This window comes from Pseudomonas sp. BP8 (assembly GCF_017875955.1).
In the GTDB taxonomy this organism is placed as follows: domain Bacteria; phylum Pseudomonadota; class Gammaproteobacteria; order Pseudomonadales; family Pseudomonadaceae; genus Aquipseudomonas.
In genome coordinates, this window is the sequence record NZ_JAGINK010000001.1 from 5,229,955 (window position 1) to 5,254,802 (window position 24,848).

The 24,848-nt window shown below is 63.6% G+C and carries 27 protein-coding genes and 1 riboswitch; of the genes, 5 read left to right on the forward strand and 22 right to left on the reverse strand.

The window, feature by feature from the left end; translation table 11 throughout:
- Nucleotides 1-273: 273 nt before the first annotated feature.
- Nucleotides 274-681: an SEL1-like repeat protein gene (locus tag J3B00_RS22840; RefSeq protein ID WP_209872344.1), complete on the reverse strand. Its 408-nt coding sequence runs from the start codon at nt 679-681 to the stop codon at nt 274-276.
- Between the two features lie 940 nt (nt 682-1,621).
- Between J3B00_RS22840 and J3B00_RS22845 the strand changes: the two genes are divergently transcribed.
- From J3B00_RS22845 to J3B00_RS22855, 3 genes are all read left to right on the forward strand, one after another.
- On the forward strand, nt 1,622-1,846 hold the full coding sequence (locus J3B00_RS22845) for a hypothetical protein (protein ID WP_209872347.1): 225 nt from the start codon (nt 1,622-1,624) through the stop codon (nt 1,844-1,846).
- A gap of 248 nt (nt 1,847-2,094) precedes the next feature.
- Complete coding sequence (locus J3B00_RS22850; protein ID WP_209872350.1) at nt 2,095-2,577, forward strand: hypothetical protein; 483 nt, start codon at nt 2,095-2,097, stop codon at nt 2,575-2,577.
- A 146-nt stretch (nt 2,578-2,723) separates the two neighbouring features.
- Nucleotides 2,724-4,007 (forward strand): outer membrane protein transport protein, encoded by a 1,284-nt coding sequence (locus J3B00_RS22855; RefSeq protein WP_209872353.1) that lies wholly within the window; start codon nt 2,724-2,726, stop codon nt 4,005-4,007.
- Between the two features lie 223 nt (nt 4,008-4,230).
- On the opposite strand, the gene J3B00_RS22860 is transcribed toward J3B00_RS22855, so the two are convergent.
- Nucleotides 4,231-5,166: a LysR family transcriptional regulator gene (locus tag J3B00_RS22860; RefSeq protein ID WP_209872357.1), complete on the reverse strand. Its 936-nt coding sequence runs from the start codon at nt 5,164-5,166 to the stop codon at nt 4,231-4,233.
- Nucleotides 5,167-5,291: 125 nt separating this feature from the next.
- On the opposite strand from J3B00_RS22860, the gene J3B00_RS22865 reads away from it, so the two are divergent.
- Nucleotides 5,292-5,546 (forward strand): DUF2798 domain-containing protein, encoded by a 255-nt coding sequence (locus J3B00_RS22865; RefSeq protein WP_209872360.1) that lies wholly within the window; start codon nt 5,292-5,294, stop codon nt 5,544-5,546.
- Nucleotides 5,547-5,549: 3 nt separating this feature from the next.
- Here the strand turns inward: J3B00_RS22865 and J3B00_RS22870 are convergent, their stop codons facing one another.
- The 16 genes from J3B00_RS22870 to J3B00_RS22940 all read right to left on the reverse strand — a co-directional run bounded on the left by J3B00_RS22870 (nt 5,550) and on the right by J3B00_RS22940 (nt 19,686).
- Nucleotides 5,550-6,101, reverse strand: a complete 552-nt coding sequence (locus tag J3B00_RS22870; protein WP_209875102.1) for a glutathione peroxidase — start codon at nt 6,099-6,101, stop codon at nt 5,550-5,552.
- 49 nt (nt 6,102-6,150) lie between these two features.
- Complete coding sequence (locus tag J3B00_RS26865; protein WP_281076008.1) at nt 6,151-6,273, reverse strand: hypothetical protein; 123 nt, start codon at nt 6,271-6,273, stop codon at nt 6,151-6,153.
- Nucleotides 6,270-7,472 carry an MFS transporter gene (locus J3B00_RS22875; protein WP_209872363.1) on the reverse strand — a complete coding sequence of 401 codons (1,203 nt, stop codon included), beginning with the start codon at nt 7,470-7,472 and terminating at the stop codon, nt 6,270-6,272. The genes J3B00_RS26865 and J3B00_RS22875 overlap by 4 nt, the downstream gene beginning before the upstream one ends.
- Nucleotides 7,473-7,535: 63 nt before the next feature.
- Nucleotides 7,536-7,940, reverse strand: coding sequence for a MarR family winged helix-turn-helix transcriptional regulator (locus J3B00_RS22880; RefSeq protein WP_209872366.1), 405 nt, complete (start codon nt 7,938-7,940; stop codon nt 7,536-7,538).
- Nucleotides 7,941-7,993: 53 nt separating this feature from the next.
- On the reverse strand, nt 7,994-9,106 hold the full coding sequence (locus J3B00_RS22885; protein WP_348635987.1) for a cellulase family glycosylhydrolase: 1,113 nt from the start codon (nt 9,104-9,106) through the stop codon (nt 7,994-7,996).
- Between the two features lie 267 nt (nt 9,107-9,373).
- The gene (locus J3B00_RS22890) at nt 9,374-10,114 is read right to left on the reverse strand and encodes an adenosylcobinamide-GDP ribazoletransferase (RefSeq protein ID WP_209872373.1); all 741 of its coding nucleotides are present in this window, start codon (nt 10,112-10,114) and stop codon (nt 9,374-9,376) included.
- Nucleotide 10,115: 1 nt separating this feature from the next.
- Nucleotides 10,116-10,682, reverse strand: a complete 567-nt coding sequence (gene cobC, locus J3B00_RS22895) for an alpha-ribazole phosphatase family protein (protein WP_209872376.1) — start codon at nt 10,680-10,682, stop codon at nt 10,116-10,118.
- Nucleotides 10,679-11,734: a nicotinate-nucleotide--dimethylbenzimidazole phosphoribosyltransferase gene (gene cobT, locus J3B00_RS22900; RefSeq protein WP_209872379.1), complete on the reverse strand. Its 1,056-nt coding sequence runs from the start codon at nt 11,732-11,734 to the stop codon at nt 10,679-10,681. The genes cobC and cobT overlap by 4 nt, the downstream gene beginning before the upstream one ends.
- Nucleotides 11,731-12,252, reverse strand: coding sequence for a bifunctional adenosylcobinamide kinase/adenosylcobinamide-phosphate guanylyltransferase (gene cobU, locus J3B00_RS22905; protein WP_209872382.1), 522 nt, complete (start codon nt 12,250-12,252; stop codon nt 11,731-11,733). The genes cobT and cobU overlap by 4 nt, the downstream gene beginning before the upstream one ends.
- A 1-nt stretch (nt 12,253) precedes the next feature.
- Nucleotides 12,254-13,708 (reverse strand): cobyric acid synthase, encoded by a 1,455-nt coding sequence (locus J3B00_RS22910; protein ID WP_209872385.1) that lies wholly within the window; start codon nt 13,706-13,708, stop codon nt 12,254-12,256.
- A complete protein-coding gene (gene cobD / locus J3B00_RS22915; protein ID WP_209872390.1) occupies nt 13,705-14,697 on the reverse strand; it encodes a threonine-phosphate decarboxylase CobD in 993 nt (330 codons plus the stop codon). Before cobD ends, J3B00_RS22910 begins: the two co-directional genes overlap by 4 nt.
- Complete coding sequence (gene cbiB, locus J3B00_RS22920) at nt 14,690-15,598, reverse strand: adenosylcobinamide-phosphate synthase CbiB (RefSeq protein ID WP_209872393.1); 909 nt, start codon at nt 15,596-15,598, stop codon at nt 14,690-14,692. Before cbiB ends, cobD begins: the two co-directional genes overlap by 8 nt.
- The gene (gene bluB, locus J3B00_RS22925) at nt 15,595-16,245 is read right to left on the reverse strand and encodes a 5,6-dimethylbenzimidazole synthase (RefSeq protein ID WP_209872396.1); all 651 of its coding nucleotides are present in this window, start codon (nt 16,243-16,245) and stop codon (nt 15,595-15,597) included. The genes cbiB and bluB overlap by 4 nt, the downstream gene beginning before the upstream one ends.
- Entirely contained in the window at nt 16,242-17,537 is a 1,296-nt protein-coding gene (locus J3B00_RS22930) for a cobyrinate a,c-diamide synthase (protein ID WP_209872398.1), read from the reverse strand. The genes bluB and J3B00_RS22930 overlap by 4 nt, the downstream gene beginning before the upstream one ends.
- Nucleotides 17,534-18,145, reverse strand: coding sequence for a cob(I)yrinic acid a,c-diamide adenosyltransferase (gene cobO / locus J3B00_RS22935; RefSeq protein WP_209872402.1), 612 nt, complete (start codon nt 18,143-18,145; stop codon nt 17,534-17,536). Before cobO ends, J3B00_RS22930 begins: the two co-directional genes overlap by 4 nt.
- Nucleotides 18,146-18,265: 120 nt before the next feature.
- Nucleotides 18,266-18,472: riboswitch (cobalamin riboswitch) on the reverse strand.
- Nucleotides 18,473-18,627: 155 nt separating this feature from the next.
- A complete protein-coding gene (locus J3B00_RS22940; RefSeq protein WP_209872405.1) occupies nt 18,628-19,686 on the reverse strand; it encodes a tartrate dehydrogenase in 1,059 nt (352 codons plus the stop codon).
- Between the two features lie 225 nt (nt 19,687-19,911).
- Here J3B00_RS22940 and J3B00_RS22945 point away from each other — a divergent pair, with 225 nt between their 5' ends.
- Nucleotides 19,912-21,228 (forward strand): sorbosone dehydrogenase family protein, encoded by a 1,317-nt coding sequence (locus J3B00_RS22945; RefSeq protein WP_245362610.1) that lies wholly within the window; start codon nt 19,912-19,914, stop codon nt 21,226-21,228.
- Between the two features lie 226 nt (nt 21,229-21,454).
- On the opposite strand, the gene J3B00_RS22950 is transcribed toward J3B00_RS22945, so the two are convergent.
- The 4 genes from J3B00_RS22950 to J3B00_RS22965 all read right to left on the reverse strand — a co-directional run bounded on the left by J3B00_RS22950 (nt 21,455) and on the right by J3B00_RS22965 (nt 24,839).
- Nucleotides 21,455-21,991, reverse strand: coding sequence for a C40 family peptidase (locus J3B00_RS22950; RefSeq protein ID WP_209872410.1), 537 nt, complete (start codon nt 21,989-21,991; stop codon nt 21,455-21,457).
- 135 nt (nt 21,992-22,126) lie between these two features.
- Nucleotides 22,127-22,765, reverse strand: a complete 639-nt coding sequence (locus J3B00_RS22955) for a C40 family peptidase (RefSeq protein ID WP_209872413.1) — start codon at nt 22,763-22,765, stop codon at nt 22,127-22,129.
- A gap of 127 nt (nt 22,766-22,892) precedes the next feature.
- On the reverse strand, nt 22,893-23,597 hold the full coding sequence (gene hda / locus J3B00_RS22960) for a DnaA regulatory inactivator Hda (protein ID WP_209872416.1): 705 nt from the start codon (nt 23,595-23,597) through the stop codon (nt 22,893-22,895).
- 168 nt (nt 23,598-23,765) lie between these two features.
- Complete coding sequence (locus J3B00_RS22965) at nt 23,766-24,839, reverse strand: AI-2E family transporter (protein WP_209875109.1); 1,074 nt, start codon at nt 24,837-24,839, stop codon at nt 23,766-23,768.
- Between the last annotated feature and the right edge of the window lie 9 nt (nt 24,840-24,848).

Here is a 24,848-nt window from a genome sequence, read left to right on the forward strand (position 1 = left end):
ACCCAGCCGAGCAAGGGAACTGCCGCTGCCACGATGCCCAGCAGAATGCTGGCCAGATCCACTGCCATAACTACCCCGATATGCTGTTGATCAATGCTCGGCGCAGCTTACAGCAAGGCGCTTGTCAGGTCGTCGGGGCTGCTCGAGCAGGCCCGGATGCTTGGCAGGAAATGTGGGAGCAACTGTCTTGCACCAAACCTCATGCTGACGCGATCTCTGTGGGAGCGGCCTCGCCGGAGCGCCGGAACGGACTGCAGAGCAGGCCCGGCTTGCTCAAGCCGTGAGCAGTCGTCGCGCCTCTTGGGATCCCTGCGCCGCCGCCAGCTCCAGCCAATGCCGAGCCTGCTCCGGTTCACTGTGCTGACAGAGCCGGCCATATTCCAACTGTGCGCGACGATCCCCTGCGCGAGCTGCCTGACGCAGCAGGTCATGGCCAATGCGCCGATCACGGGCACTGCCGCAGTCACGGCAGAGCATCTGGCCAAGACGGCTTTGCGCCACCACCACGCCTTGACGCGCAGGCTGCTTGAGCAGGCGTCCAGCGAGATGCTTGACGCTGTGCCTGTCACCCAGCCTGGGGCTGTCCAGCAGCCACAGGGCTACCTTCAAGGAAAAGCGCTTGGGACCAGACGCTGATGCAATGGCGGGGGGATGTGCGAGGTTTTTACCGCGAAAATTCATGACCAACAGCGATGGCAACTCGTGAGGCGCGCCACTCTACCCGATTTACCGGCATGTTTTTTCATGAAATTTTAAAAAAATTTGATGATCTTTTCTTGACGTTTTCAGCGGGACCTTCGCTACCCCTACCTTTAACGACGATTGTCGGACAGTCATAGAAACGGCTGGCACGCCCGTCCTAGAGCAAGCGCTCGGGACAATCCACAGAACCTGTGGATAACTCGGTGGACAACCACTTCATGTTGCCTTCAAACCCTTATGAAATGGGGCCTACAGTCAAACTGTCGATTTTTTCACCAGCTAAAATTAGTGTTTTTTTTCATTGACTTAAGACGCCAGTCAAGGCATTGGCGAGGTGATTCGAGGCTGTTGCAGGTCTGTTACAGACTGCGCCCCAAATGTGTACAAGTGCACCGAAGTGTGCCGCCGGGTGCCCGAAATCAGCCCAGCCGGGCGGTTGCCAGCTGTGCCCGCCTACTTCACATTGCAACAAAGCTGAGCCATACTGGTCGGCTCAGCTGATCAGCAGCAAATAAATTTGCCAATCCTGTTTTCTTCCTGTAGGGTGGCCCTCGTTAGTACCCAGCTGAAAGTCAATTCTGGCCAGTAAGGTCCATGCAGCGTCCGGCTCCCCCCAAGAGCAGAACCTGCTGAAACAGGACCGGCCCTTTCGATGATTCACTCGGCAGCCACCGCTGCTCCAGCACGAATCACCTCGCAGATTGATCGGGATCTTCACCCAGAGGCCATGAACCTTTGCCTCGGTGTGCCTGCCCGCCTTTTGACGTACCTACCAGTCAGCCCAGCGCCTACCTAATGAATGCGCCCTTCTGGCTGCCCTGTTCCAGTCAGGTTCAACGCCCCCTTAATAAAGGCGTCACTGGAACGTTTCTAAGATGTACGGATCAAAGTCCGTGTCCAAAGCAGGAACCTCCATATAATGACAAATCATCATCAGTTTCAGAGTGCCGTTGGCACCCTCTCTCAGGCCTTCGCTCCACTGAAGTGCCTTATCGTTGCCCCACGTAAGGGCAGCTTCAGCTTTACCTTGGTCGACGAACACGGCATCGCTTGCCACAGCGAACGCCTGTACCCCGAGCAGTACAACCGCGCAGGCCCACTGCAGGCGGTGATCGATCGGACGCGCCAATCGTTGACCGCGTGAGCCCTGAATGTCAGCCCATTCAAGGGCTGAATACCGGCTCGCAGCAGCTGCCTGTTGGTTCTTGGCCTAATTGCCTTAGGGCATATGGCTTCTGACCTCAGGCAGCAATCGATTTAAAAACAGGCCTTTACATCGTGGTTATCACACTACACTTCAAGTTGAGCGGTGCGAGCCGCTTCCGGCGGGCCTGATCCTTCACCAGCTGCCAAGCTCCAGCGCCCGTCGGCCCTTAATAGAACGAGGGCATCATGGGTATCGCTGCGAATGAATTGTGTCTGTATGTGATTCGACCCACCCTGGTCTACCTTGACCGCCATTGTGCCAGCGCCGAAGCCCTGCTACTGGGGGTAGCCGCCTGCCAGTCGGCACTTGGTTCAGCCCTGCACGACCGCCGTGGGCATGGCCTCTACCGGATTGGCGAGCACCGTCACCAGGCGCTCTGGGACGACTTTTTAGCGCGCGATCCCGACCTTGCCAGCCTGGTCCGCGGGCTAGCCAGCCAGCATGCCTTCCTGGGGGGACCGCACCTTGAGCTGACGGTCAACCTGCGCTATTCCACTGCTATCGCCTGGATGCTCATCGAACAGCAGCGCACCGCCCTGCCCGCAGCTGACGACCTGGTCGGGCTGGCGCGAATCTGGCGACAAACTTTCCAGCCCCAAGGCCGCCTGCGTGACTTCACCCTGGCATGGCACACCTGCGTCGAACCGATCCTGTCCCAGGCATCTTGAGAAGCGTCCTACAGAAAACCGGAAAAAATGGAAGTTTGGTCGGATTGTCCTACAAAACCGCTCTATCTCACGCGATTGAGCCTATAGCGCGACGCGTGATTTGTTGGTAGCTTTTCGCCCCGGAGATCCCAAGGAGTTTCACAATAATGAAAAAAGTAATGCTCAAAACCTCCCTCGGCGTTGCCATTGCTCTCGCTTCCAGCCAACTGCTCGCCAGCGGTTTCGCCCTCAACGAGCAGAGCATTAGCGGCATGGGGACAGGTTTCGCGGGTCGTTCTTCTTCTGCCGATGATGCCAGCACCGTGTTTGGCAACCCCGCCGGCATGTCGCGCCTCAAGCGCGAGCAAGTCACCGTAGGTGGCGCGGCTATCATCGCCAAAACCGATATCTCGGGTCCGGGTAGCAATCTGGGCGGCGAAACCGACGGCGACATGGTGCCAGTGGTGGGCGTTCCCATGGGCTACTACGTCAAGCCGATCGATGACCACTGGAGCGTCGGTTTTGGTGTCTACGTGCCGTTCGGCCTGGTCACCGACTACGGCAGCGATGATGCTGCCCGTTACTGGGGCAAGAAAAGCCACGTACAAGTCGTCACTTTCCAGCCAACCGTCAGCTATGCCTTCAACGACAAGGTTTCGATCGGCTTCGGCCCGACCATCAACCGTATCGAAGGCGAGCTGGGCTCCAACCTGAGCAGTCGGGCGTTTGGTAGCGCCACCGATGGCGAAGTGAAGATCAAAGGCGACGATACCGCTGTCGGCTACAACGTCGGCATCCTGGTCCAGGCGACCGACCGTACCCGTCTCGGCCTGACCTATCACTCCATGGTCGACTACAAGCTCGAGGGCAAGACCCGCGTCAGCACACCAGCGATCGGGGCGCTTTCCGGGAGCAAGTTCGATGCGAGCCTGAAGATCAAGACGCCAGAGTCGGTCGACTTCTCGATTACCCACGAGCTCGATGACCAGTGGACCGTGTATGCGGGCAGCACCTGGACCCGCTGGAGCCGCCTGGAGGCGATCACCGTGCAGAACGATGTGCCTGCACCGCTGCAGGGCTCAGCGTTCCAGACCATCAACGAAGACCAGAACTGGCACGACACCTGGGCCCACGCCATTGGCGCGTCCTACAAGGTGAACAAGGAATGGACCCTGCGTACCGGCTTCTCGGTTGACCAGTCGCCCACCAACAACCACGACCGCTCGCCACGCATTCCGACCGGCGACCGTAGGATCTTCAGCCTTGGTGCTGGCTGGAGCCCGACGGATGACATGACCATTGATGTCGCCTATTCCTACCTGTGGGAAGAAGACACCAAGATCAATCGTCAGCCGACGAGCCTGCAGGAAGGTGCTCTCAAGGGCTCCTACCAAGCCAAGTACGAGAACAGCGCTCACGGTATCGGGGCTTCCCTCACCTACCGCTTCTGAGCCTCTTCGGCGCGTGCAAAGCCTGCTCTGGTGGCTAGTGGTGTTCACTTAAGCTCTGTAGCGCCGGCATTGGGGCCGCTTCGCGGCCCATCGCGACACAAGGCCGCTCCCACACTGATCGTGTCTACCTCTGGTTACAGGGCACGCACGGACAGTGCGGTGGCGGCTGGCTTAGGGATTGTGAGCTTATCCATTTGATGTGGGGGCCCGAGACGTCACCCCATCAAATGGATACCCCCACACCCCACCCCGCCCCCAAACTCTCTTGCAGGTATTCCATAAACACACGTACCTTGGGCGTCAACGCAAAACGGTCAGCCAGGCATAGATAGACATCCATCGGCTCAGTCTGAGCATAAGCCCGCCCGCTATCGCTGAATTCAAACAGCGGCACCAACGCCCCCGACTCCAGATGAGGCCTGACAATAAACTCCGCCAGCCGCGCCACACCCCCATCGTTCAAGGCCATCTGGGTCAGAGCATCGATGTCATCACTTATCAGCACCTGACCAAACTCCGCCTCGAACCGCAGCCCATCACGCATGAAGCCCCAGCGCAGGAAGCGCCCGTCTACCGGGTAGCGAAACACCAGGCAACGATGATCCCGCAGCGCTTCTGGCGAGCTCGGCAGCCCAGCGCTGGCCAGATAGCCGGGAGATGCGCAGCAGATGAAAGGAATCTGCGCCAGGTGCCGGGCCAACAGGTGGTCTTCCAGTTGTGCGGTGATACGCACGCTGACATCGACGTCTTCCTGGGCATGATTGACGCGCCGATCAGTCGTTAGCAACTCTATCGAAAGCTGCGGATAGCGGGCGCTGAACGCGGGGATCAACGGCGCCAGCACATGCCGGCCGAAGGCCGACGTCGAGGCGATGCACAAACGTCCGTGCGGCTCACTGTCGGGGGTGGTCACCAACTGTTCTGCCCGAACAAGATCCCGTTCGATGTCCCTCACCCGCTCGTAATACAGGCGCCCCGCCGCACTCAAGGTCATGCTGCGCGTGGTACGCGTGATCAACCGCACTTGCAGGTGCGACTCAAGACGCGCGAGGTTCTGGCTGACCGCCGCGGGGCTGATGCCCAAGGCACGCGCGCCTGCGGCGATGCTGCCAGCCTCGACAACCTTGATGAAGCTTCGGATGGTATTAAGCAGGTCCACGGCGAGCCCTTCAGATTCGTAACAATCTCTTTATAAAGAACTCACTGTTAGCGGTCTACAGCGATTGCCCGAAGGATTGTTAACCTTGGGCCCACTTCGCGTTCCGCTAAACCAAGAGGCCCTTCATGAGCGAACTGTCCCAAACCCGCCGTAAGCTGCGCCCCGCCGCCACGCCGTATGTCTTTGCCCTGTACATGTCGGCCATCATGGCCTTGCTGATGTGCTTCGTGATCACCGCGGCCAACGCCGGAGTGACACCCGACTACCTGGCCAACGTGCTCGACGCCTATAAGCTGGCCATGCCGGTAGCCTTCGTCTGCGTGCTGATGGTGCGCCCAGTGGTCATCCGCCTGGTCGCGCTCACCGTACACCCGCACTGACGCTCAAGGCTGAGAGGCGATGGCCTTTTCAATCGCGGCCTTGAACGCCTCGTCATCCGGCTTGGTCAGGCTGGAAAAGTTGGCAATCACATTGCCTTTGCGATCGACCACATACTTGTAGAAGTTCCACTTCGGCGCACTGCTCTGCCGAGCCAGCTCAGCAAACAGTGGCACCGCATCATTGCCACGCACGTGCTGCGCCTTGGCCATGGCGAAGGTGACGCCGTAGTTGGCATAACAGACCTTGGCGGTTTTTTCGCTGTCGCTGTCTTCCTGCTTGAAGTCATTGGACGGCACACCGAGCATCTCCAGGCCTTGCTGGTGATACTCCTTGTACAGCGCTTCGAGACCTTCGAACTGCGGCGCAAAACCGCAGTAGCTGGCGGTATTGACTACCACCAGCGGTTTGCCGGCAAAGCGCTCGCAGAGTTCGATCTGCTGCTTGCCGCTCAACTCGGGCAGCGTGCCCTGCAAGAGCGCCGGGCAGTCCGCGGCCCAACTCGAGGTGAGGCCGGCAAGGGACAACACGGGTATCGCTAACCAGCGTACATGCATCATTGTTCACTACTCCTGCGAGACGGTCCTTGATCTAGCAGGGTAGCGCCTAACAAACGCTCATGCCCAGTTGCATCAACGCCAGCCCGCCCTTGTGCCACCCCCACCAGGCCAGCGCCAGCAGCAATACAGCCACTGCCGCAAGCACGATGCGGGGCAGATAGCGGCTCATGTGGCCTGTGCCTGCAGACGGGCGACCGGGCGTTCGCGTACTGGCCAGTTGAGCGCCGCAGCCAACAGGCTGAGGAGGATGGAGATCTGCCAGACCAGGTCATAGCTGCCAGTACGGTCGTACACCACACCGCCCAGCCAGCCGCCGAGGAAGGCACCCAACTGATGGAACAGGAAGACGATACCGCCGAGCATGGACAGGTTGCGGACACCGAACAGGGTAGCCACCGTGCCATTGGTCAGCGGCACCGTCGACAGCCACAGCAGGCCCATGGCAATGCCAAACAGATAGGCACTCACCTCAGTGACGGGCGCCCACAGGAACAGCACGATCACGACCGCCCGCAGCAAGTACAGGGCGGTCAGCAAGCGTGGTTTGGACATGCGCCCACCCAGCCAGCCGGCGGTGTAGGTACCGACAATATTGAACAGCCCGACCAGCGCCAGCACGCTGGTGCCGATGGTCGCCGGCAGATGCTGGTCGACCAGGTAGGCCGGCAGGTGCACACCAATGAACACCACCTGGAAGCCACAGACGAAAAAGCCCAGCGCCAGCAGCCAGAAACCGGAATGCGAACAGGCCTCGCGCAGGGCCTGGCCGAGGGTCTGTTCAGCGCCGTGGCTGGGCAGCGGACGGTCCTTGAGCAGCGCCACGAACGGCACGATCAGCGCCACCAGCAGGCCCAGCACGAGCAAGGCTGCGGACCAGCCCAGCCAATGGATCAGGCCGTAGGTACCGGGCAGCATGGCGAACTGGCCAAACGAACCCGCCGCACTGGCGATGCCCATGGCCATGCTGCGTTTTTCTGCCGGGACTGCGCGGCCAACCACGCCAAGAATGACCGAGAACGAGGTGCCCGAAAGGCCAATACCGATCAACAGGCCGGCACTGAGCGACAGTGACCATGGCGAGTCGGCAGAGGCCATCATGAGCAGCCCGGCGGTATAGAGAATACCGCCCACTATCACTACCTTGGCCGCACCCAGCCGGTCAGCCAGGGCGCCGGCAAACGGCTGGGCCAGGCCCCAGATCAGGTTTTGCAAGGCAATGGCGAAGGCGAACACCCCGCGCCCCCAGCCGAATTCCGCGCTCATCTCCGGCAGGAACAGCCCGAAACCGTGGCGCACACCCAGCGACAACGCCAGAATCAGCGCCGCACCGACAAGCACCCACCCACTGGTTCGCCATAGCGAAGTCATTGTTGTTTTCTCCAGCCCATCGCAAGGTTTATGCGGGCAGTACCCGCGTGTCATCGGCATCCATCACGCCAGCCGCTCCAGCAACCGCACCAGTTCATCGCGCTGCCCCTCGCCCAACTGCTCGATCAAGCCGAGCTGGGCCTGCTCCCAGGCGGGCTGGGCGTCGGCAACACGCGACTTGCCAGCCGCGGTAAGCACCACTACCCGGTTGCGCTGGTCAGTGCCGTCGGCCAAGGCGACCAGGCCGTCGGCCTCGAGCACCTTGAGGTTGCGCCCCAAGGTGCTGCGGTCCAGGCCCATGGCTTCGGCCAGGCTGGTAATACTCGGTTGATCGAGCCGCTGCAGATGGCGCAGGAGGGAAAACTGGGCGACATTGATGCCGAAGCCGGCAAGGGCCTCGTCGTAATGTCGGCTCACCCCACGGGCGGCGCGACGCAGGTGGGTGCAGATGCATTCACTGGTCAGCATGAATGCGTGTATATACCCGCATCTACCATGTTGCAAGACATTTCAAATGGCGCTCAGGGCTGCAAACGTCGACGAATCGGCTCGAAAGCCTCAGTGGCAGTGCGTTGCACTGGATCGGCTGCGCCCTGGTCGATGGCCTGCCAATACCGCCAGGGCACCTTGGCCGTGCCCAATTCGTAGTCCATGCCATCCCAGCTGTCTTCGCGGAAACTGTAGAACGCCCAGTGCAGGGCATTGCGCTCCAGCACCGTCAGGACGTCTTCGAGGTACTCCCGGCAGCCGGGCAGGCGGCGCATGCAGCCGAACTCGCCGACCACCAGGCGTGAGCGCGGCAGCTGCATCGCGTCAAGCCAGTCGAGCGGTTGTTGCAGGTAGGCCGCGACTCGCTGGGCATTCCACAGCTCGTTACGCCCGGCGAACGGCACCTGGCCGGGATAAACGAACGGCGTCTTGCGGGTGATGTTCGGTGCGCTGGTGGCCGCGTAGGGTTCGTACATGTGCAGGCTGTACAGCACACGCTGGTCTGCCAACGGCTGCGGCCAGTAGGCAAACGCGTCGGCCGAGGCATACCAGCCAGCGTCGAGCATGACCGGCGTCTTGTCATCGACCTCGCGGATGGCCGCGACGATTTGCCGATACAACGCCGGCAGGTCTCGGGGTCCGCCCTGGTGCGTCGCATACCAGCGTTGCATCTGCTCAGGGTCGGCGTGCTCGGCCAAACCACCCTCCTTCTCCGGGGCTGGCTCGTTGATCAGGTTGTAAGCGGCAACGGCGGGATGGTCCTTGAGCTCCTCGGCCAGATCGCGCCAGAAGGCCGCTGCTTGCTGCCAGTAGCGTTTGTCTTGCCACAGACGATCGTCAAAGCGGCCCTGGTTGTTCTGCGACCAGCGCATGCCGGGCAGCGAGAGTGGCGCGATAACTACCTTGAGGCCAGCGGCATACGCGTGGTCGAGAACCTGCTTGAGTTGCGCGAGGTCTTTGCTGGCGAGGCCTGTATAGGCGTCGGCATTGCCCAGCAGGTAGTCGCGGTGCTCGGGCTGCCATTTGTCGTAGGAGAGCCGCACCCAGCTGGCGCCGTAGCCCTTCAGCGCCTCGAAGTAGGCCTGGTTCGGCGGCAGGCGATTGAAACTGTTGCCGCCATGGCGCGGGGTGTTCCAGAAGTCGATCAGGTCGGCAGCCGCAACGGGCAATGAGATGAGCAGAAGCAGGCTGGTGAAGATCCAGTGACGCATGGCCGCGCCTCCCTGGCTGATTGGAGAGGCGCTCGACGATACGCTGCCAGGTCGGCACGCGCACAGTTGATGAATTGCCGGAAATTGCCGAATGATTCAGGAGATGTATGGACATCTCTGGCGTCTTCGCGGGGCAAGCCCGCTCCTACAGGGACGGCGTGATCAGCAGAACGTTTAGTCCCGGATCAGATGCAACAACCCTTAACCCGGCAGCATCAAGGCCAGGCCCACCACCACCGCCAGCTCCAGCAACTCGAGCAGTGCCCCGGCAGTGTCTCCGGTAGTCCCGCCCAGCCGTCTACACATTAGGTGACGCAACCAGGCAAACACCGCAACCGCCAGCAACAATATCCACAGCGCTGACCAACCACCAATGACGACGCAACCCAGCGCGCTACCCAGCAGCACCCAGCGCGCTGCTTGCCGCGGCAGGTGCTCCGCCAAAGCCTGGCCAAGCCCGCCCGGACGCACATACGGTGTACCGAGAAACAGCCCGAGCAACGCCGCCCGACCGATCACCGGCGCAAGTACCAGCAGCGCCCCCGCGCCCCGCTCCACCAGCACCCACAGTGCGCAGAACTTGAGCAGCAGCACCAACCCCAGCGTCACCACCGCAATCGGCCCGCTGCGCGGGTCTTTCATGATCAGCAAGGTGCGCTCACGATCGCCGAAGCCGCCGAGCCAGGCGTCGGCACTGTCGGCCAGGCCATCCAGGTGCAACGCGCCACTGAGCAACACCCATAGGGTCAGCAACAAGGCTGCCTGCAATGGCGCCGCAGTGCCTTGCAACAGCGCGCTAGCCAGCCACAGCAACACGCCGAAGAGCAGCCCGACGAGCGGATAGAACAGCAATGAGCGCCCCATCTCGCGCGGCTGTGGCATACCCGGCAGTGTCACCGGCAAGCTGCTGAGAAACTGCAGGGCAATCAGCAAGGGCAGCATTTCAAACGACCTCCAACAACTGCCCGTCCTGCACCTGCAAGCGCACCAGGGCGCCATGCCCGACCTCGACCTGCAACAACTGCTCGCGCGGCAAGCCCCGTGCCCGCGCCAGCAACAGGCGCATCACGCCGCCGTGGGTGACCAGCAACACCTGCTTGCCGGCATACGCGCGCTGCAGGCCTGCGATGGCGGCCAGCACACGCTCGGCAAAGGCCTCGACTGGCTCCCCCCCCGGCGGGGTGAAGGCATAGGGATCAGCCCAGAAGCGACCGAGCTGCTCGGCCTGGGTCTCCATCAACTGCGCGGCGCTATGCCCCTCCCAGTCACCAAAGTGCAACTCCTGCAGGCCGGGCTCGAGCTGCACCGGCAGGACGAGGCGCTCGCCCACCTCGTCGGCGAAGCGTGCACAGCGTTGCAGCGGCGAGCTCACCAGCGCATCCCATGGCCCGGCCTGTTCGAGCGCGGCGCGCATCTGCGCCCAGCCACGCTCGGTCAGGGCGTCGTCGAGGCTGCCGCGCAGGCCGCCACCCAGTTCAGTCTCGCCGTGACGCAACAGGTCGAGGATCATGCCGGCCGATCCGCCACTGCCGCTTCGGCAAACGTTGCCATCTGCCCGTGCAGGGCACAGGCCAGGCGCATCAGCGGGACCGCCAAGGCTGCACCACTGCCCTCGCCCAGGCGCAGGCCGAGGGCCAGCAGCGGTTCACCCTGCAGGGCCTCGAGCAACGCTTGATGGCCAGGCTCGGCGCCCTGGTGGGCGAACAGCAGCCATGGCCGGCACTGCGGGTTGAGACGCACTGCAACCAACGCGGCAACGCTGCAGATGAAGCCGTCCACCAGCACCGCGACACCCTGCTGGGCACAGGCCAGGTAAGCGCCGGCCAACGCGGCAATTTCAAAGCCGCCGACACACGCCAGCGCCTGCCACGGCTGATCGGCGCGCAGGCCGTGCAGGGCCAGGGCGCGTTCGATCACCTGCGCCTTGTGCAGCACGCCGGCGCTGTCCAGGCCCGTGCCTGGGCCGCTGAGTTGACGCGCCGGGCAGCCGAGCAAGGTGCTCGCCAGGGCGGCCGCGGCGGTGGTGTTGCCAATCCCCATCTCGCCGCCGATAAACAGCTGCGCGCCCGCCTCGGCCGCACGTGAAGCGCTGTCACGTCCGGCCTGCAGCGCTGCCTGCAGTTGCGCTTCGCTCATCGCCGGGCCCTGGGCGAAGTTCGCCGTGCCAGCACCCAGGCGCAGATGACGCACGCCCGGCAGCTGCAAGGTGGGGTCGATGGTACCCAGATCGACCACCTCCAGGCTGGCGTCGAGCTGGCGCGCCAAGACGCTGATCGCCGCGCCGCCGCCGACAAAGTTGCGCAACATCTGCCCGGTGACCGCCTGCGGATAAGCCGAGATGCCCTCCTCGACCACGCCATGGTCACCGGCAAAAATAGTGATCGCGACCCGCTCCAGGCTCGGCCGCTCACGCCCCTGCAAGCCGGCCAGGGTGATTGCCAGGGTTTCCAGCTGGCCCAGCGAACCGGCTGGTTTGGTCAACTGCTGCTGACGCGCGCGGGCCTGTTCGATGGCGGCGTGATCAACAGGTTGGCAGGCGTCGCGCCACCACGATGAGGTCATAGAGCAGGTCCTTTAAGCATGAGAGGGAGGCCGGCTACGGTCAGCACCACGCGCTCGCAGCGCTCGGCCACGGCCTGGTGCAGCCAGCCGGCCTGGTCGACGTAACGGCGGGTCAGCTCGCCCATGGGCACTACGCCCAGGCCGGTTTCATTGCTGACCAGAATGATCGTGCCGGGCAGGCTTTGCAGACAATCGAGCAGCGCGTCGCGCTCGGCGACCAGGCGCTGGTCATCCTCCAGCATGAGCAGATTGGTCAGCCACAGGGTCAGGCAGTCGACCAGCAGGCAGCGCCCTTCGCCGGCTTCGGCACGCAGTACGGCAGCCAGTTGCAGCGGTTCTTCGATCAGTTGCCAGTGCGCGGGGCGACGTTGGCGGTGCAGGCGCACCCGCTCGTTCATTTCACCGTCGAGCGGTTCACTGGTGGCGATGTAGGTCACCGCCAGGCCAGAGGCCTCGGCCAGTTGTTCGGCAAGACGGCTCTTGCCCGAGCGCGCGCCGCCAAGGATCAGGTTGCGCATCTCAGGCGACCCCACACAGTTGGCGCAGCTGCGCGGTGTCCAGGTGCTGCTCGATGAGGTCGGCGAGGCGCTCGATATCGCGCTCGCGCAGGGCGTCATAGTCGATGCTCTGCACCGCTTCCAGGCCAGCCCAGCGCAACAGCGCGGCGCACGAGTGGCTGCCTTCGAACAGGCCATGCAGGTAGGTCGCGAGGATCTGCCCATCAGCGCTGATCGCACCATCGCAGCGACCATCGGCGAGCTGCACGGCTGGCCGCTCCAGCGCCGGGCCGCGAGTGACCCCGGCATGGATTTCGTAGCCGCTTACCGCAGACTGCTCAAGGTGCAAGGTGCCCGCGACGTTACGCAGCTGCTTGTGCGCCTCGAGCTCGGTCACGTAGTCGAACAGGCCAAGGCCGGCACTGTCACCGGCCGCGCCTTCCAGGCCGAGGGGATCACGCACTTCCCGGCCGAGCATCTGCAGCCCGCCGCAGATGCCGATGAGTTTGCCGCCGTAGCGCAGGTGGCGTTCGATGGCCGTGGCCCAGCCACGCTCGCGCAACTGCGCCAGGTCGGCCCGCACGCTCTTCGAGCCGGGCAGGATGATCAGGTCTGCTGCGGGGATCGGCTGGCCGGGGCCGATGAACTGCAGGTCGACCTGCGGATGCAGGCGCAGTGGATCGAAGTCGGTGTGGTTACTGATGCGCGGCAGCACCGGCACGATCACCTTGAGCACCCGCTCGGCCTTGGCCGGCTGGCGCGCGTCGATGGCGTCCTCGGCTTCCAGGTGCAGGTCGGTGACATACGGCAGTACACCCAGTACCGGTTTGCCGGTGCGTTGTTCGAGCCAGTCGAGTCCGGGTTGCAACAGGGCGATATCACCACGGAAGCGGTTGATGACAAAGCCCTTGACCCGCGCCTGCTCGCTCGCCGAGAGCAGTTCCAAGGTGCCGACCAGGTGGGCGAACACCCCGCCGCGGTTGATATCGGCCACCAGGATCACCGGGCAGTCGACCGCCTCGGCAAAGCCCATGTTGGCGATGTCACCGGCGCGCAGGTTGATTTCCGCCGGCGAGCCGGCGCCCTCGACCATGACCACCGGATAGGCCGCCTGCAGGCGCTGGTGCGAGGCCAGTACGGCCTGCATGGCGATGGCCTTGTAGTCGTGATAGGCCACCGCGTTCATGCTGGTCACGACGCGGCCATGGATGATCACCTGGGCGCCGGTATCACTGTTGGGCTTGAGCAGCACCGGGTTCATGTCGGTGTGCGGCGCCAGCCGACAGGCTTGAGCCTGTACCGCCTGGGCGCGGCCAATCTCGCCGCCGTCGGCGGTGACCGCGCTGTTGAGGGCCATGTTCTGTGGCTTGAACGGCACCACGGCGACGCCCTGGCGCAACAGCCAGCGGCACAGGGCAGTCACCAGCGTGCTCTTGCCGGCATCAGAGGTGGTGCCTTGCACCATGAGGGTGGTCATGCTGATTCCTTCTGGTAGTCAGCCAGTGCTTGGCACAGGCGCTGCTCATCGGCCGCGCTGGGCGGCAGACCGAAGCGCACTGCGGGCGGATGGTCGAACAGGCGCACGAGAATGCCGCGCCGGGCGAGAAAGCCATGCAGGCGGCTGGCCTGCTCGCCACCCACATACTGAAACAGATCACAGCCGCCGCTGGGGCTCAGGCCGGCATCGGCGAGCAGCACGGCGAGGCGCTGACCAGCCTGCTGGCAACGGTCGATCTGGGCAGCATGAGCCGCGTTATCGGCCAGGCAAGCCTGGCCGAGCACCCGTGTCGGGCCTGGCACCGTCCATGGCCCGAGCAGTTCGGCCAGGCGTTGCAACAAGCTCTGCTCGGCCATGACGAAGCCCAGCCGTACCCCAGCGAGGCCGAAGAACTTGCCAAACGAGCGCAGCACGATCAGCCCCGGGCGCTCGGCGCAGTCGACCACGCTGTGTTCTGGGGTGGTGTCCATGAACGCTTCATCAACCACCAGCCAGGCACCCCGGCGTGCCAGCCGGGCCTGCCAGTCGAGCAGGCGCGCGCGCGGCACACGGCGCCCGGTGGGGTTGTTGGGGTTGACCAGCAGCAGCACATCCAGGCTGTCGAGGGCTTGCTCGACCTGCGCGTCATCCAGTTCGAGCAGTTGATGACCGGCGCGCTGCCAGGCATAGGGATGCTCGGCGTAGCACGGTGCGAGCACGCCGACCCGGCCTTTGCCGCGCAGGTGCGGCAACGCCTGGATAGCGGCCTGGGAGCCGGCCACCGGCAGTAGCTGGGCTGCGCCGTAATAGCGCCGGGCGGCGTGCTCCAGGCCGTCTTCGGTCTCCGGCAGGCGTGCCCAAGCGTCCAGCGGAATCGGCGGGATTGCATAGGGCCAGGGCGCGATGCCGCTGGACAGATCGAGCCACTGCTCGCGGGCAATTCCGTACTGGTGCACCGCCCTCAGCAGCCGCCCGCCATGTTCAAGCATTCAGATAGCCTCCCAGGCAGATCACCAGCAACCACAGCCACACGCCTCGCTGCACCAGGCTCCAGCCGCGTTCGATGGCCTCGGCGTCGGCCATCGGCCCTTCGCCCAGGCGCGGGCGCTCATGCAGTTCGCCGTGGTAGACCGCCGGGCCACCCAGCTCGACCCCCAGCGCACCGGCACCCGCGGCCATTACCGGGCCGGCGTTGGGGCTGTCCCACAGCGGCCCCTGCTTGCGCCAGCAGGCCAGCGCCAGGCGCGTCTTGCCAAGCACGGCGTAGGTCAATGCCACCAACCTTGCGGGCAGATAGTTGAGCACGTCATCGATGCGCGCCGCAGCCCAACCGAACCGCTCGAACCGCTCGTTGCGATAGCCCCACATGGCATCGAGGGTATTGCTCAGGCGGTACAGCACCACCCCGGGCGCACCGGCGACGATGAACCAGAACAGCGCGGCGAACACCGCGTCGCTGCCGTTCTCGAGCACCGACTCGGTGGCGGCGCGGGCGACGGCGGGCTCATCGAGTTCAGCCGTCTCGCGGCTGACCAGGTAACCCACGCGCTGGCGCGCTTGCGCCAGGTCGCCGCGGCGCAGGGCCTCGGCCACCGGCAGCACATGTTCACCCAGGCTGCGCAGGCCCAGCGCGCAATACAGCGCCAGCACGTCGACGATCCAGCCGATGTAGGGCAGCCAGGACAGGATCAACGCCAGCAGGGTCAGTGGCACCACCGCCAGGAACCAGGCACTCACGCCGTGGCTGCGCCAGCCTCGCCCGCCGGCATTGAGACGCTGCTCGAGGCGCTTGGCCAGGTTGCCGAACGCGACCAGCGGATGACGCCGTTGCGGCTCGCCAAGCAAGGCGTCCATGGCCACCCCGGCCACGGTCAGCAAGGCCACGCTCATTCGCGCTCTCCCCATTGATTGTCGTAGAGCATGTCGCTCAGTGGCCGTTGTTCGGCCCAGTTCTGCATGACCAGCATCGGCGCTGGATAAAACGCCTGAACCGGCCCCAGGCAGAGCACCGCGACCGGCTTGGCCCCGGCAGGCATGCCCAGCAGCTCGGCCAGCGCCTGCGGGTCGAACAGCGATACCCAGCCCATGCCCAGGCCCTCGGCACGCGCAGCCAGCCAGAGGTTCTGGATTGCGCAGGCGAGCGAGGCCAGGTCCATTTCCGGCAAGGTACGGCGGCCAAAGATGTGCGGTTCGCGGTTGTCCATCAATGCCGCCACCAGCACTTCGGCGCAGTCGTTGATGCCCTCGACCTTGAGCTTCATGAACTCATCGGAGCGTTCGCCCAGGGCTTCGGCAGTGCGTACCCGCTCCGCTTCCACCAAGGCCTGGATGCGCCCGCGCAGTTCGCGCTGGCTGATCCGGATAAACCGCCACGGCTGCATCAGGCCGACACTGGGCGCCTGATGGGCGGCGCCCAGTAGCCGGGTGAGGAGCTGCGGCGCTATTTCGCCACCGGCAAAGTGGCGCATGTCGCGACGCTCACCGATGGCGCGGTACAGCGCATCGCGCTCGGCAGCGCTGAAGGCGTGTTCGCTCATGGTCGCAGCAGCGCCGCCGCCGCGTCAGGGCTGGAGGGGAAATAGAAGTGCACGTAGGACGCGGTCAGCCGGCCCAGACGGTAGACCGCCTCGTTACCCCGCCCGCCATTGGGGCTCAGCCCGCGTGCGATCGGTTCGAGTTCGGTGCTGGTCAGCGAATGGTGGTAGGTGTGCCCGCGCAGGGTCCCCTCTGGCAGCTCCACCGCTTGCAGGGCGAGGGCTGCCAGGCGCTTCTGCATGGTGGCCTCGCCGGGCAGCAGGCCCAGCAGGGGCGCGCGCTCGCCGGCGACATCGGTCAGCGCATCAAGCAGATAGAGCATGCCGCCGCACTCGGCCAGCAGCGGTTTGCCCTGGGCATGGTGGGCGCGAATTGCCGCAAGCATCGGCGCATTGGCGGCCAGGGCATGGTGGTGCAGTTCCGGGTAGCCGCCGGGCAGGTACAAGCTGTCGACAGTGGGCAGTTCGCGGTCGTGCAACGGCGAGAAGAATGCCAGTTCAGCACCCATGGCCCGCAACAGTTCAAGGTTGGCGCCATAGGTGAAGGCAAAGGCCTCGTCCTGGGCCACGCCGATGCGCACACCGGCCAGTGCCGGTATCGGCGCGGTCGGTGCAGCCGCGGCGAAGCCGACTGGCGGCGGCAAGGCCGCGTCGCAACTGGAGCCGAGCGCTTCGGCGGCAGCATCCAGGCGCAGGTCGAGATCGTTCAGCTCGCTGGCCTGCACCAGCCCCAGGTGGCGGCTGGGCAACTCGATGCCGCGCTCGCGAGACAACCCGCCATACCAGCGCAGGCCTTCGGTCAGGCTGCCTTCGAGCAGTTGTGCATGGCGCAGGCTGCCGACCCGGTTAGCCAGCACCCCGGCGAACGGCAGGTCGGCCTGATAGCGCGCCAGCCCCAACGCGAGGGCGCCGAAGGTTTGCGCCATGGCCGTGCCGTCGATCACCGCCAGCACCGGCACGCCAAAATGGCGGGCCAGGTCGGCGCTCGACGGGGTGCCGTCGAACAGCCCCATGACCCCTTCGATCAAAATCAGGTCAGCCTCGGCGGCCGCTTCCCAGAGCAGCCGTCGGCTTTCCTCGGCGCCGATCATCCACAAGTCGAGCTGGTACACCGGCGCACCACTGGCGCGCTCAAGGATCATCGGGTCGAGAAAGTCTGGCCCGCACTTGAACACGCGGACCTTACGCCCGAGGTTGCGGTGCAGGCGCGCCAGGGCTGCGGTGACCGTGGTCTTGCCCTGGCCGGAAGCCGGTGCTGCAATCAGCACCGCCGGACAATGCCGGGTGTCACTCATAATTCCACGCCCTTCTGCGCGCGGATACCGGCCTGGAAGGCATGCTTGAGCACGCCCATCTCGGTCACGGTGTCGGCCAGCTCGATCATTTCCGGCTTGGCGCCGCGGCCGGTGACGATGACGTGCTGCATCGGCGGACGGGCCTGAATGTCGGTCAGTACCTGATCAAGGTCGAGGTAGCCATGCTTGAGGGCGATGTTCAGTTCATCGAGCACCACGAACTGGATCGACGGATCCTGCAGCAACTCACGCGAGACGGCCCAGGCCGCTTCTGCGGCGGCGATGTCACGCTGGCGGTCCTGGGTTTCCCAGGTGAAGCCCTCGCCCATCACGTGGTAGCGCACCTGTTCGGGGAAACGTCGGAAAAACAGCTCTTCGCCGGTGCTGTTGCGGCCTTTGATGAACTGCACCACACCGCACTGCATGCCATGGCCAAGGGCGCGCGCGAGCATGCCGAAAGCCGAGCTGCTCTTGCCTTTGCCGTTGCCGGTGAGCACCAGCAGCAAGCCGCATTCATTGGGGGAATTGGCGATGCGCTCGTCGATTACCGCCTTTTTGCGCTGCATGCGCGCCAGGTGGCGTTCGTCGCGTTCGGGGGTTTCGCTCATCAGGGGTCTCCGCAGGTTGCCTGCGCACGCACGCAGCGGCGGCAGATCGATAGGCAGGCAAACGGAGAACGCGCAGGCGCCGTGGCGCAGGCCACAGTGAACTGTGCATCACCCTCCGTGATGCCGTTGGCAGTAACAGGCCGGTCTCCGGGCTCGTGAGCGGGCCTGGGCCCAGCGACTGCGCGCCTTCCCGGATCGCTCGATCCAGTGGCCCTGCGCGGCCTTGACTCACCTACCGTTGCGGGGGCAGCGCCGGAATACCACCGGCTTCCCAGTTTCACCCCGCCAGCGCATTGTCCGCAGGGCACCTGAAACACGCGCGAAGGTTAGAGGGTTGCACCCGGAGCGTCAATTAAACCGAGAGGGATTTGGCGGGGGGATGTCGCTGGGTTGAGGGCAAACCGGGCCTGAGGGAAATCGGCCGAACCCGGCGCCTACCCTGCTCTCGCAGAATAGGCGCGGCGCACACCTTGCGTAGGTTATCAGCGACGAATCAATGCCAGCAGCGCATCCGTCACGTCGCGAGTGGTGGCCTTGCCGCCCAGATCAGGCGTGTGCACCCCGCTCTCGGTTACCGCCTCAATGGCCGCCATCAGTTCTGCCGCTGCAGCAGCTTCGCCCAGGTGCTCGAGCATCATCACTGCGGTCCAGAACGTAGCGATGGGGTTGGCCACGCCTTTGCCGGTGATGTCGAACGCCGAGCCATGGATCGGCTCGAACATCGACGGAAACTCGCGGCTCGGGTTGAGGTTGGCGGTGGGCGCGATGCCCAGGCTGCCAGACAATGCGGCAGCGAGGTCGGAGAGGATGTCGGCGTGCAGGTTGGTTGCGACCACCACGTCCAGCAATTCGGGCTTGAGCACCATGGTGGTGGTCACGGCGTCGACCAGCTCGCGGGTGGTGCGCACGTCCGGATAGTCCTTGGCGACTTCCTCGAACACTTCGTCCCACAGCACCATGCCGTGGCGCTGGGCGTTGGATTTGGTGACCAGGGTCAGGTGGCGGGCCGGGCGGCTGCGGGCCAGGTCGAAGGCAAAGCGGTGAATGCGCTCGATGCCGACCCGGGTAAAGGTCGAGACCTCGGTCGCCACTTCAATCGGCAGGCCTTGATGGACGCGGCCACCGCTGCCGGAATATTCACCCTCGGAGTTTTCCCGCACGATCACCCAGTCGATCGCCTTGCCCTTTGCCAGAGGGCTGGTCACGCCGGGCAGGACGCGGGCCGGGCGCACGTTGGCGTATTGGTCGAAGCCCTGGCAGATTGGCAGGCGCAGACCCCACAACGAGACGTGATCGGGCACCTCCTGGCTGCCGACCGCGCCGAAGAAGATCGCATCGAAAGCTTTCAAGGCTTGCAGACCGCCTTCGGGAATGTACTGACCCTCAGCCAGGTAACGCTCAGAGCTCCAGTCAAAGTGCTCGAAGTCCAGGCTGAAGCTACCGCGCTTGGCCGCCAGGGCCTTGAGCACTTCGACACCGGCGGCGATCACTTCGACGCCGATGCCATCACCTGGAATTGCTGCGATCTTGTAGTGGGTCATGTCTGGGTAGCCTGTGTTGTTGTGCCTCGCCGAGCCTGCCCCGGCGGGTATTGGCCGAGTATATAGCGCTATAAAAGGTCAACAATTAACCACAAATAACTTCATAAGTAACTGACAGTTAATAATTGCTCGACCCAATGAATTCTGGGGTTCGCGGCCAGCGGTTGAACCTCGCCGAGCGGCAGTTGCTCTTAATTTCATGACCTCTGAGACGGGTACCGGCGCATGGACAAGATGAGCACTACGCTACTGCTGGCGCTGATCGCCGGCCTCGCGGGCTGCGGCGACACCGCGACCCTGGACGTCAACGATGGCTTCGGCCCCGCTCCGCGATTGCCCGCGCCGAACAAGACCCTGATTCCCACCGTCAACGTTGCCCCGGCAATCGGCTGGCCTCAAGGCGTCACGCCCACGCCAGCTGCGGGCACGCAAGTCGTGGCCTTTGCTGACAAGCTCGACCATCCGCGCTGGCTCTACGTACTGCCTAACGGCGACGTGCTGGTGGCAGAAACCAACGCCCCGCCCAAACCAGACGATGGCAAGGGCGTACGCGGCTGGTTAATGAAAAAAGCCATGGCCCGGGCCGGTGCCGGCGTGCCCAGTGCGAACCGCATCACCTTGCTGCGCGACGCAGACCAGGACGGTGTGGCCGAGACACGCAGTACGTTCATCGAAGGGCTCAACTCGCCGTTCGGCATGGCCCTGGTGGGCAAGGACTTCTACGTGGCCGATACCGACCGACTGCTGCGCTTTCGCTATGAAACCGGTGCCCTGCAGATTCGCCAGCCCGGTATCAAGGTGGTCGACCTGCCGGGTGGCCCGCTCAATCACCACTGGACCAAGAATGTCATTGCCAGCCCCGACGGAGCCAAGCTCTACGTGACCGTGGGCTCCAACAGCAACATCGGTGAAAACGGCATGGACCAGGAGCAAGACCGCGCGGCGATCTGGCAAGTCGATCCCGCCAGTGGCAAGCATCGCCTGTTCGCCTCGGGTTTACGCAATCCCAATGGCCTGGCCTGGGCGCCGCACTCGGGTGCCTTGTGGACTGCGGTGAACGAGCGCGACGAGATCGGCAGCGACCTGGTACCCGACTACATCACTTCAGTCACCGATGGCGGTTTCTATGGCTGGCCCTACAGCTATTACGGGCAACACGTGGATAGCCGGGTAACGCCGCAGGACCCGCAGAAGGTCTCCCGCGCGTTGGTCCCTGATTACGCGGTGGGGCCGCATACCGCCTCGCTCGGGCTGGCCTTCATCCAACCCGGTGTGTTGCCGCCACCGTTTGAGCGCGGCGCGCTAGTTGGCCAGCACGGTTCGTGGAACCGCAAGCCGCACAGTGGTTACAAGGTTATTTTCGTGCCGTTTGATGCTGCCGGAAAGCCTGCTGGCAAGCCGCTCGATCTGCTTGGCGGGTTTCTGAATGGCGAAGGCCAGGCGATGGGGCGGCCAGTGGGTGTCGCTGTTGACTCACGTGGCGGGGTGTTGGTGGCAGATGACGTGGGGAATGTGATCTGGCGGGTAAGCAAAACGCGCTGACTTCAGCGCAGGAGGCTGAACTTTTGCCCAGCCCTTCGGGTTGCGAGCTCGCGTAGAGAACACCGTCCGTAAATGCGCTGCATACCCTGTAGGAGCGGGCTTGACCCGCGAAGAGGCCAGACCGGCCACCGTGGCGGAAGGCACCGGCTTCGCCGGTTTCGCGGGGCAAGCCCGCTCCTACAGGTTTTTGCTATATCAATGAGCTAGCGTTAGTTCTATGAGCGGATTATGGATTCTGCGCCAGATGCCCGGGCGGCAAGATCCGCTTGGCCTGCAGATAGGCCTTGGCCCAGTAACTGTTTGAGAGGTAATCCAGGCGCACGGTACCGCCCGTGGACGGCGCATGTACAAACCGCCCTTCGCCTACGTAAATCCCCGCATGGCTGACCTGCGAACCACCGTTGGTCGCGAAAAACACCAAATCACCGGATTGCAGGGCATTCATGTCCACATTCGGCGCGCGCATGCCGATCATTTCTCGCGTGGTACGCGGCAAGCCGATGCCCGCTGCATCGCGGTAGACATAGCCAATCAAGCCACTGCAATCAAACCCGGCATCCGGGGTATTGCCACCCCAGCGATAAGGCGTACCCACCAGCCCAATCGCCCGGAACAGCACATCCGACGCCACCGGTGAATAGGTAACCTGTTGATTGAAGGTAACTTGTGGCTTGGCCACAGGCGCCGGTGCCGGGGCACGGCTGGAGCAGGCAGCCAGCAGGGCCACCAGGGAAAGGAATGCGAAGCGCGCCACTATCACCATGGCCAGAACTTCCTGTAAGTGAGCAATCGGTCAGGGCCGAAAAGCGTTGAGAATTTAGATTAGACGTTTTCTGTAAACACGCACGGCGGCGAGCTTTTTCAGCAGCGCCGCCGTGCGGAATTCAGCAATTGGCTGTCAGTTACGCGAGATCGTCGTCGGCGCCATGGCCAGGGCACGCTTGGCCTCGATGAACGTCTTGCTCCAGTAGCGATCACCGAGGTTGTCGATGCGCACACCACCGCTACGGCGGCTGCTGGAGTGGATGAACTGGTTGTCACCCAGGTAGATGCCAGCATGGCTGACCCGGCCGCGGCCGTTGGTGCTGAAGAACAGCAGGTCGCCTGGCTTGAGCTTGTTGCGCGCTACCTTGGGCGCATCGACGTTGATCATTTCGCGGGTCGAACGTGGCAGGGTCATGCCAGCTTCTTCGCGGAACAGATAGCCGATGAAACCACTGCAGTCGAAACCGGACTGCTCAGAGGTGCCGCCGAAGCGATAGCGAGTGCCGATCAACGACATGCCGCGCTCGAGGATGCTGTCAGCGAGGACAGGCAGCTGGTAGGGCTTGCTGTTGCTGGAGAAGGTGTTCAGGTCTTCGTCAGTGGCCAGTGGCTCTTCGCCGAAAACGGAAGAAACCGAAGGTTTGGCCAGGTCCGCAGTGTGAGCGGCGACCTGTTGCTGATCCTGAGGCTGGGAAACCGGGCCATTAGCCGCGCAGCCAAAAAGCAGGGTCACGAGTGCGAGGGGCACGAGGGGTGCGAAGCGCTTTAGCATGGGCACGACCGTGTCGGTAATCCTTTAGAAGGAGGAAACTATGCCCTCTATCATGGCCATTTGCAAATTTTATCGATAAAAATGTGACTTTTCCGTTTTGCCGCTCTAGCCCGCTATTTTCAAGGACTTACCAGCCGAGCGTTTCCTTCAGAAACGGGATGGTCAACTTGCGCTGAGCCTGCAGGGAGGCCTGGTCGAGTCGTTCGAGCAGTTCGAACAGCGCACTCATGCTGCGCGCACCGCGGGTGAGGATGAAGTGGCCAACTTCGTCGGTGAGGTGCAGGCCGCGGCGCGAGGCACGCAATTGCAGGGCGCGCAGCTTGTCTTCGTCAGACAGGCCACGCATCTGGAAGATCAGCGCCAAGGTCAGCCGCGACTTGAGGTCGGGCAGCTTGATCGGCAACTCGCGAGGCGAGCTCGAGGCGGCCAGCAACAGGCGCCGGCCGCTATCGCGCAGGCGGTTGAACAGGTGGAACATCGCCTCTTCCCAATCAGCCTTGCCGGCGATCACATGCAGGTCGTCGATGCACACCAGTTCGTACTGCTCGAGGTGGTCGAGCAGTTCGATGCCTCGGTCGAGCAATTGTGCCAGCGGCAGGTAGACGGCAAGTTCGCCACGTTGCTGAAAACGCTGAGTGGCAGCCTGTAACAGGTGAGTGCGGCCCACACCCTGCTTGCCCCATAAATAGATGAGGCTCTCGGTCCAGCCGGCGTCGGCTTCGCATAGCCGCTCGACGTAGCCCAATGCCGCGGCATTGGCGCCCGGATAGTAGTTGATGAAGGTGGCGTCGTCGCGCAGACGCACACCCAGGGGCAACTGGATCGGTTTCATGCTGGCTGACGGTCACGAGGACCACGGGGGCCTTTGAGAAAACAGTGTGCAAAGTCTATACCCGCAACGCGGGCGGCACAATCGGCGAGCGGGAGAGGCCAAGTAAAATCAATGAGTTGCACGCTGAAAACGGGCAAGGAAGGGGCTGCTGTGCAGCCCCGGTAGTGCTTACAGGTCTGGATCGACCTCGCCAGCGTACATGTCCGAGTCTTTATAAAGGTCGTGCACATGGCGCAACAGCACCATGATCACCGCCGCCACCGGCAACGCCAGCAGCACCCCGGTAAAGCCGAACAGCTCGCCGCCCGCCAGGATGGCAAAGATCACCGCTACCGGATGCAGGCCGATTCGGTCGCCTACCAGCAAGGGCGTCAGCACCATGCCTTCCAGCGCCTGACCGACCATGAACACCGCAACGATGCCCAGCATCGGGTACAGGTCGCCACCGAACTGGAACAGCCCGGCAATCAACGCCGCGCCGATGCCGATGATAAAGCCCATGTACGGCACGATCGCCGCCAGCCCGGCCAACAGGCCAATCAACAGGCCCAGTTCCAGGCCGACCAGCATCAGACCGCCCGCATAGATCACACCAAGCGCGAGCATGACCAGCAACTGGCCGCGAACGAACGCGCCGAGCACCTCGTGGCACTCACCGGCCAGTTCCACCACCTGATCTTCACGCTGGCGCGGGAGCAAGCTGCGCAGCTTGGCCATCATCAGGTCCCAGTCACGCAGCAGGTAAAAGCCCACGACCGGGATCAGCACCAGGTTGGCCAACCAGGCCAGCAGGGCCAGGCTGGAGGCCGTGGCCTGGGACAACAGCACACCGACGAAGTCAGTGGTCTCGCCCATGTGTGCGCCAACCGCGGCCTTGATCTTGTCGAACTTCCAGAAGCCGTCGGCCAGGCCCAAGCGCCCCTGCACCCACGGCAGGGCAACATGCTGCAGCCAGTCGAGAATCTGCGGCGTCAGCTCATACAGACGCACCAGCTGCTTGGCCAGCATGGGGATCAGTACCAGCAGCAAGGCCATGAAGATCAGGGTGAAGAGGCTGAACACCACCACCACGCCCCAAGTCCGCGACAGGCCGAGACGCTCCAGTCGGTCGACCAGTGGGTCGGCCAGGTACGCCAGAAGAATCCCTACCAGAAACGGTGAGAGGATGTTGTGCAGGCAGTACAGCAACAAGGCGATCAGCAGGGCCACGCCCAGCCACGCCCAACGACGCAGATCAGTCATCATGTGCAT

Coding starts and splice junctions, on each gene's coding strand:
- J3B00_RS22965 (WP_209875109.1), bottom strand. CDS start 24,839: ATGACTGATCTGCGTCGTTGGGCGTGGCTGGGCGTGGCCCTGCTGATC.
- J3B00_RS22880 (WP_209872366.1), bottom strand. CDS start 7,940: ATGCTGACCAGTGAATGCATCTGCACCCACCTGCGTCGCGCCGCCCGT.
- J3B00_RS22850 (WP_209872350.1), top strand. CDS start 2,095: ATGGGTATCGCTGCGAATGAATTGTGTCTGTATGTGATTCGACCCACC.
- J3B00_RS22855 (WP_209872353.1), top strand. CDS start 2,724: ATGAAAAAAGTAATGCTCAAAACCTCCCTCGGCGTTGCCATTGCTCTC.
- J3B00_RS22945 (WP_245362610.1), top strand. CDS start 19,912: ATGGACAAGATGAGCACTACGCTACTGCTGGCGCTGATCGCCGGCCTC.
- J3B00_RS22910 (WP_209872385.1), bottom strand. CDS start 13,708: ATGACCACCCTCATGGTGCAAGGCACCACCTCTGATGCCGGCAAGAGC.
- cobC (WP_209872376.1), bottom strand. CDS start 10,682: ATGATCCTCGACCTGTTGCGTCACGGCGAGACTGAACTGGGTGGCGGC.
- J3B00_RS22950 (WP_209872410.1), bottom strand. CDS start 21,991: ATGGTGATAGTGGCGCGCTTCGCATTCCTTTCCCTGGTGGCCCTGCTG.
- J3B00_RS26865 (WP_281076008.1), bottom strand. CDS start 6,273: ATGAGCCGCTATCTGCCCCGCATCGTGCTTGCGGCAGTGGCTGTATTG.
- bluB (WP_209872396.1), bottom strand. CDS start 16,245: ATGAGCGAACACGCCTTCAGCGCTGCCGAGCGCGATGCGCTGTACCGC.
- J3B00_RS22840 (WP_209872344.1), bottom strand. CDS start 681: ATGAATTTTCGCGGTAAAAACCTCGCACATCCCCCCGCCATTGCATCA.
- cobT (WP_209872379.1), bottom strand. CDS start 11,734: ATGACCTCATCGTGGTGGCGCGACGCCTGCCAACCTGTTGATCACGCC.
- J3B00_RS22930 (WP_209872398.1), bottom strand. CDS start 17,537: ATGAGTGACACCCGGCATTGTCCGGCGGTGCTGATTGCAGCACCGGCT.
- cobD (WP_209872390.1), bottom strand. CDS start 14,697: ATGCTTGAACATGGCGGGCGGCTGCTGAGGGCGGTGCACCAGTACGGA.
- hda (WP_209872416.1), bottom strand. CDS start 23,597: ATGAAACCGATCCAGTTGCCCCTGGGTGTGCGTCTGCGCGACGACGCC.
- J3B00_RS22865 (WP_209872360.1), top strand. CDS start 5,292: ATGAGCGAACTGTCCCAAACCCGCCGTAAGCTGCGCCCCGCCGCCACG.
- J3B00_RS22890 (WP_209872373.1), bottom strand. CDS start 10,114: ATGCTGCCCTTGCTGATTGCCCTGCAGTTTCTCAGCAGCTTGCCGGTG.
- cobO (WP_209872402.1), bottom strand. CDS start 18,145: ATGAGCGAAACCCCCGAACGCGACGAACGCCACCTGGCGCGCATGCAG.
- J3B00_RS22955 (WP_209872413.1), bottom strand. CDS start 22,765: ATGCTAAAGCGCTTCGCACCCCTCGTGCCCCTCGCACTCGTGACCCTG.
- J3B00_RS22940 (WP_209872405.1), bottom strand. CDS start 19,686: ATGACCCACTACAAGATCGCAGCAATTCCAGGTGATGGCATCGGCGTC.
- J3B00_RS22870 (WP_209875102.1), bottom strand. CDS start 6,101: ATGCATGTACGCTGGTTAGCGATACCCGTGTTGTCCCTTGCCGGCCTC.
- J3B00_RS22875 (WP_209872363.1), bottom strand. CDS start 7,472: ATGACTTCGCTATGGCGAACCAGTGGGTGGGTGCTTGTCGGTGCGGCG.
- cbiB (WP_209872393.1), bottom strand. CDS start 15,598: ATGAGCGTGGCCTTGCTGACCGTGGCCGGGGTGGCCATGGACGCCTTG.
- J3B00_RS22845 (WP_209872347.1), top strand. CDS start 1,622: ATGACAAATCATCATCAGTTTCAGAGTGCCGTTGGCACCCTCTCTCAG.
- cobU (WP_209872382.1), bottom strand. CDS start 12,252: ATGCGCAACCTGATCCTTGGCGGCGCGCGCTCGGGCAAGAGCCGTCTT.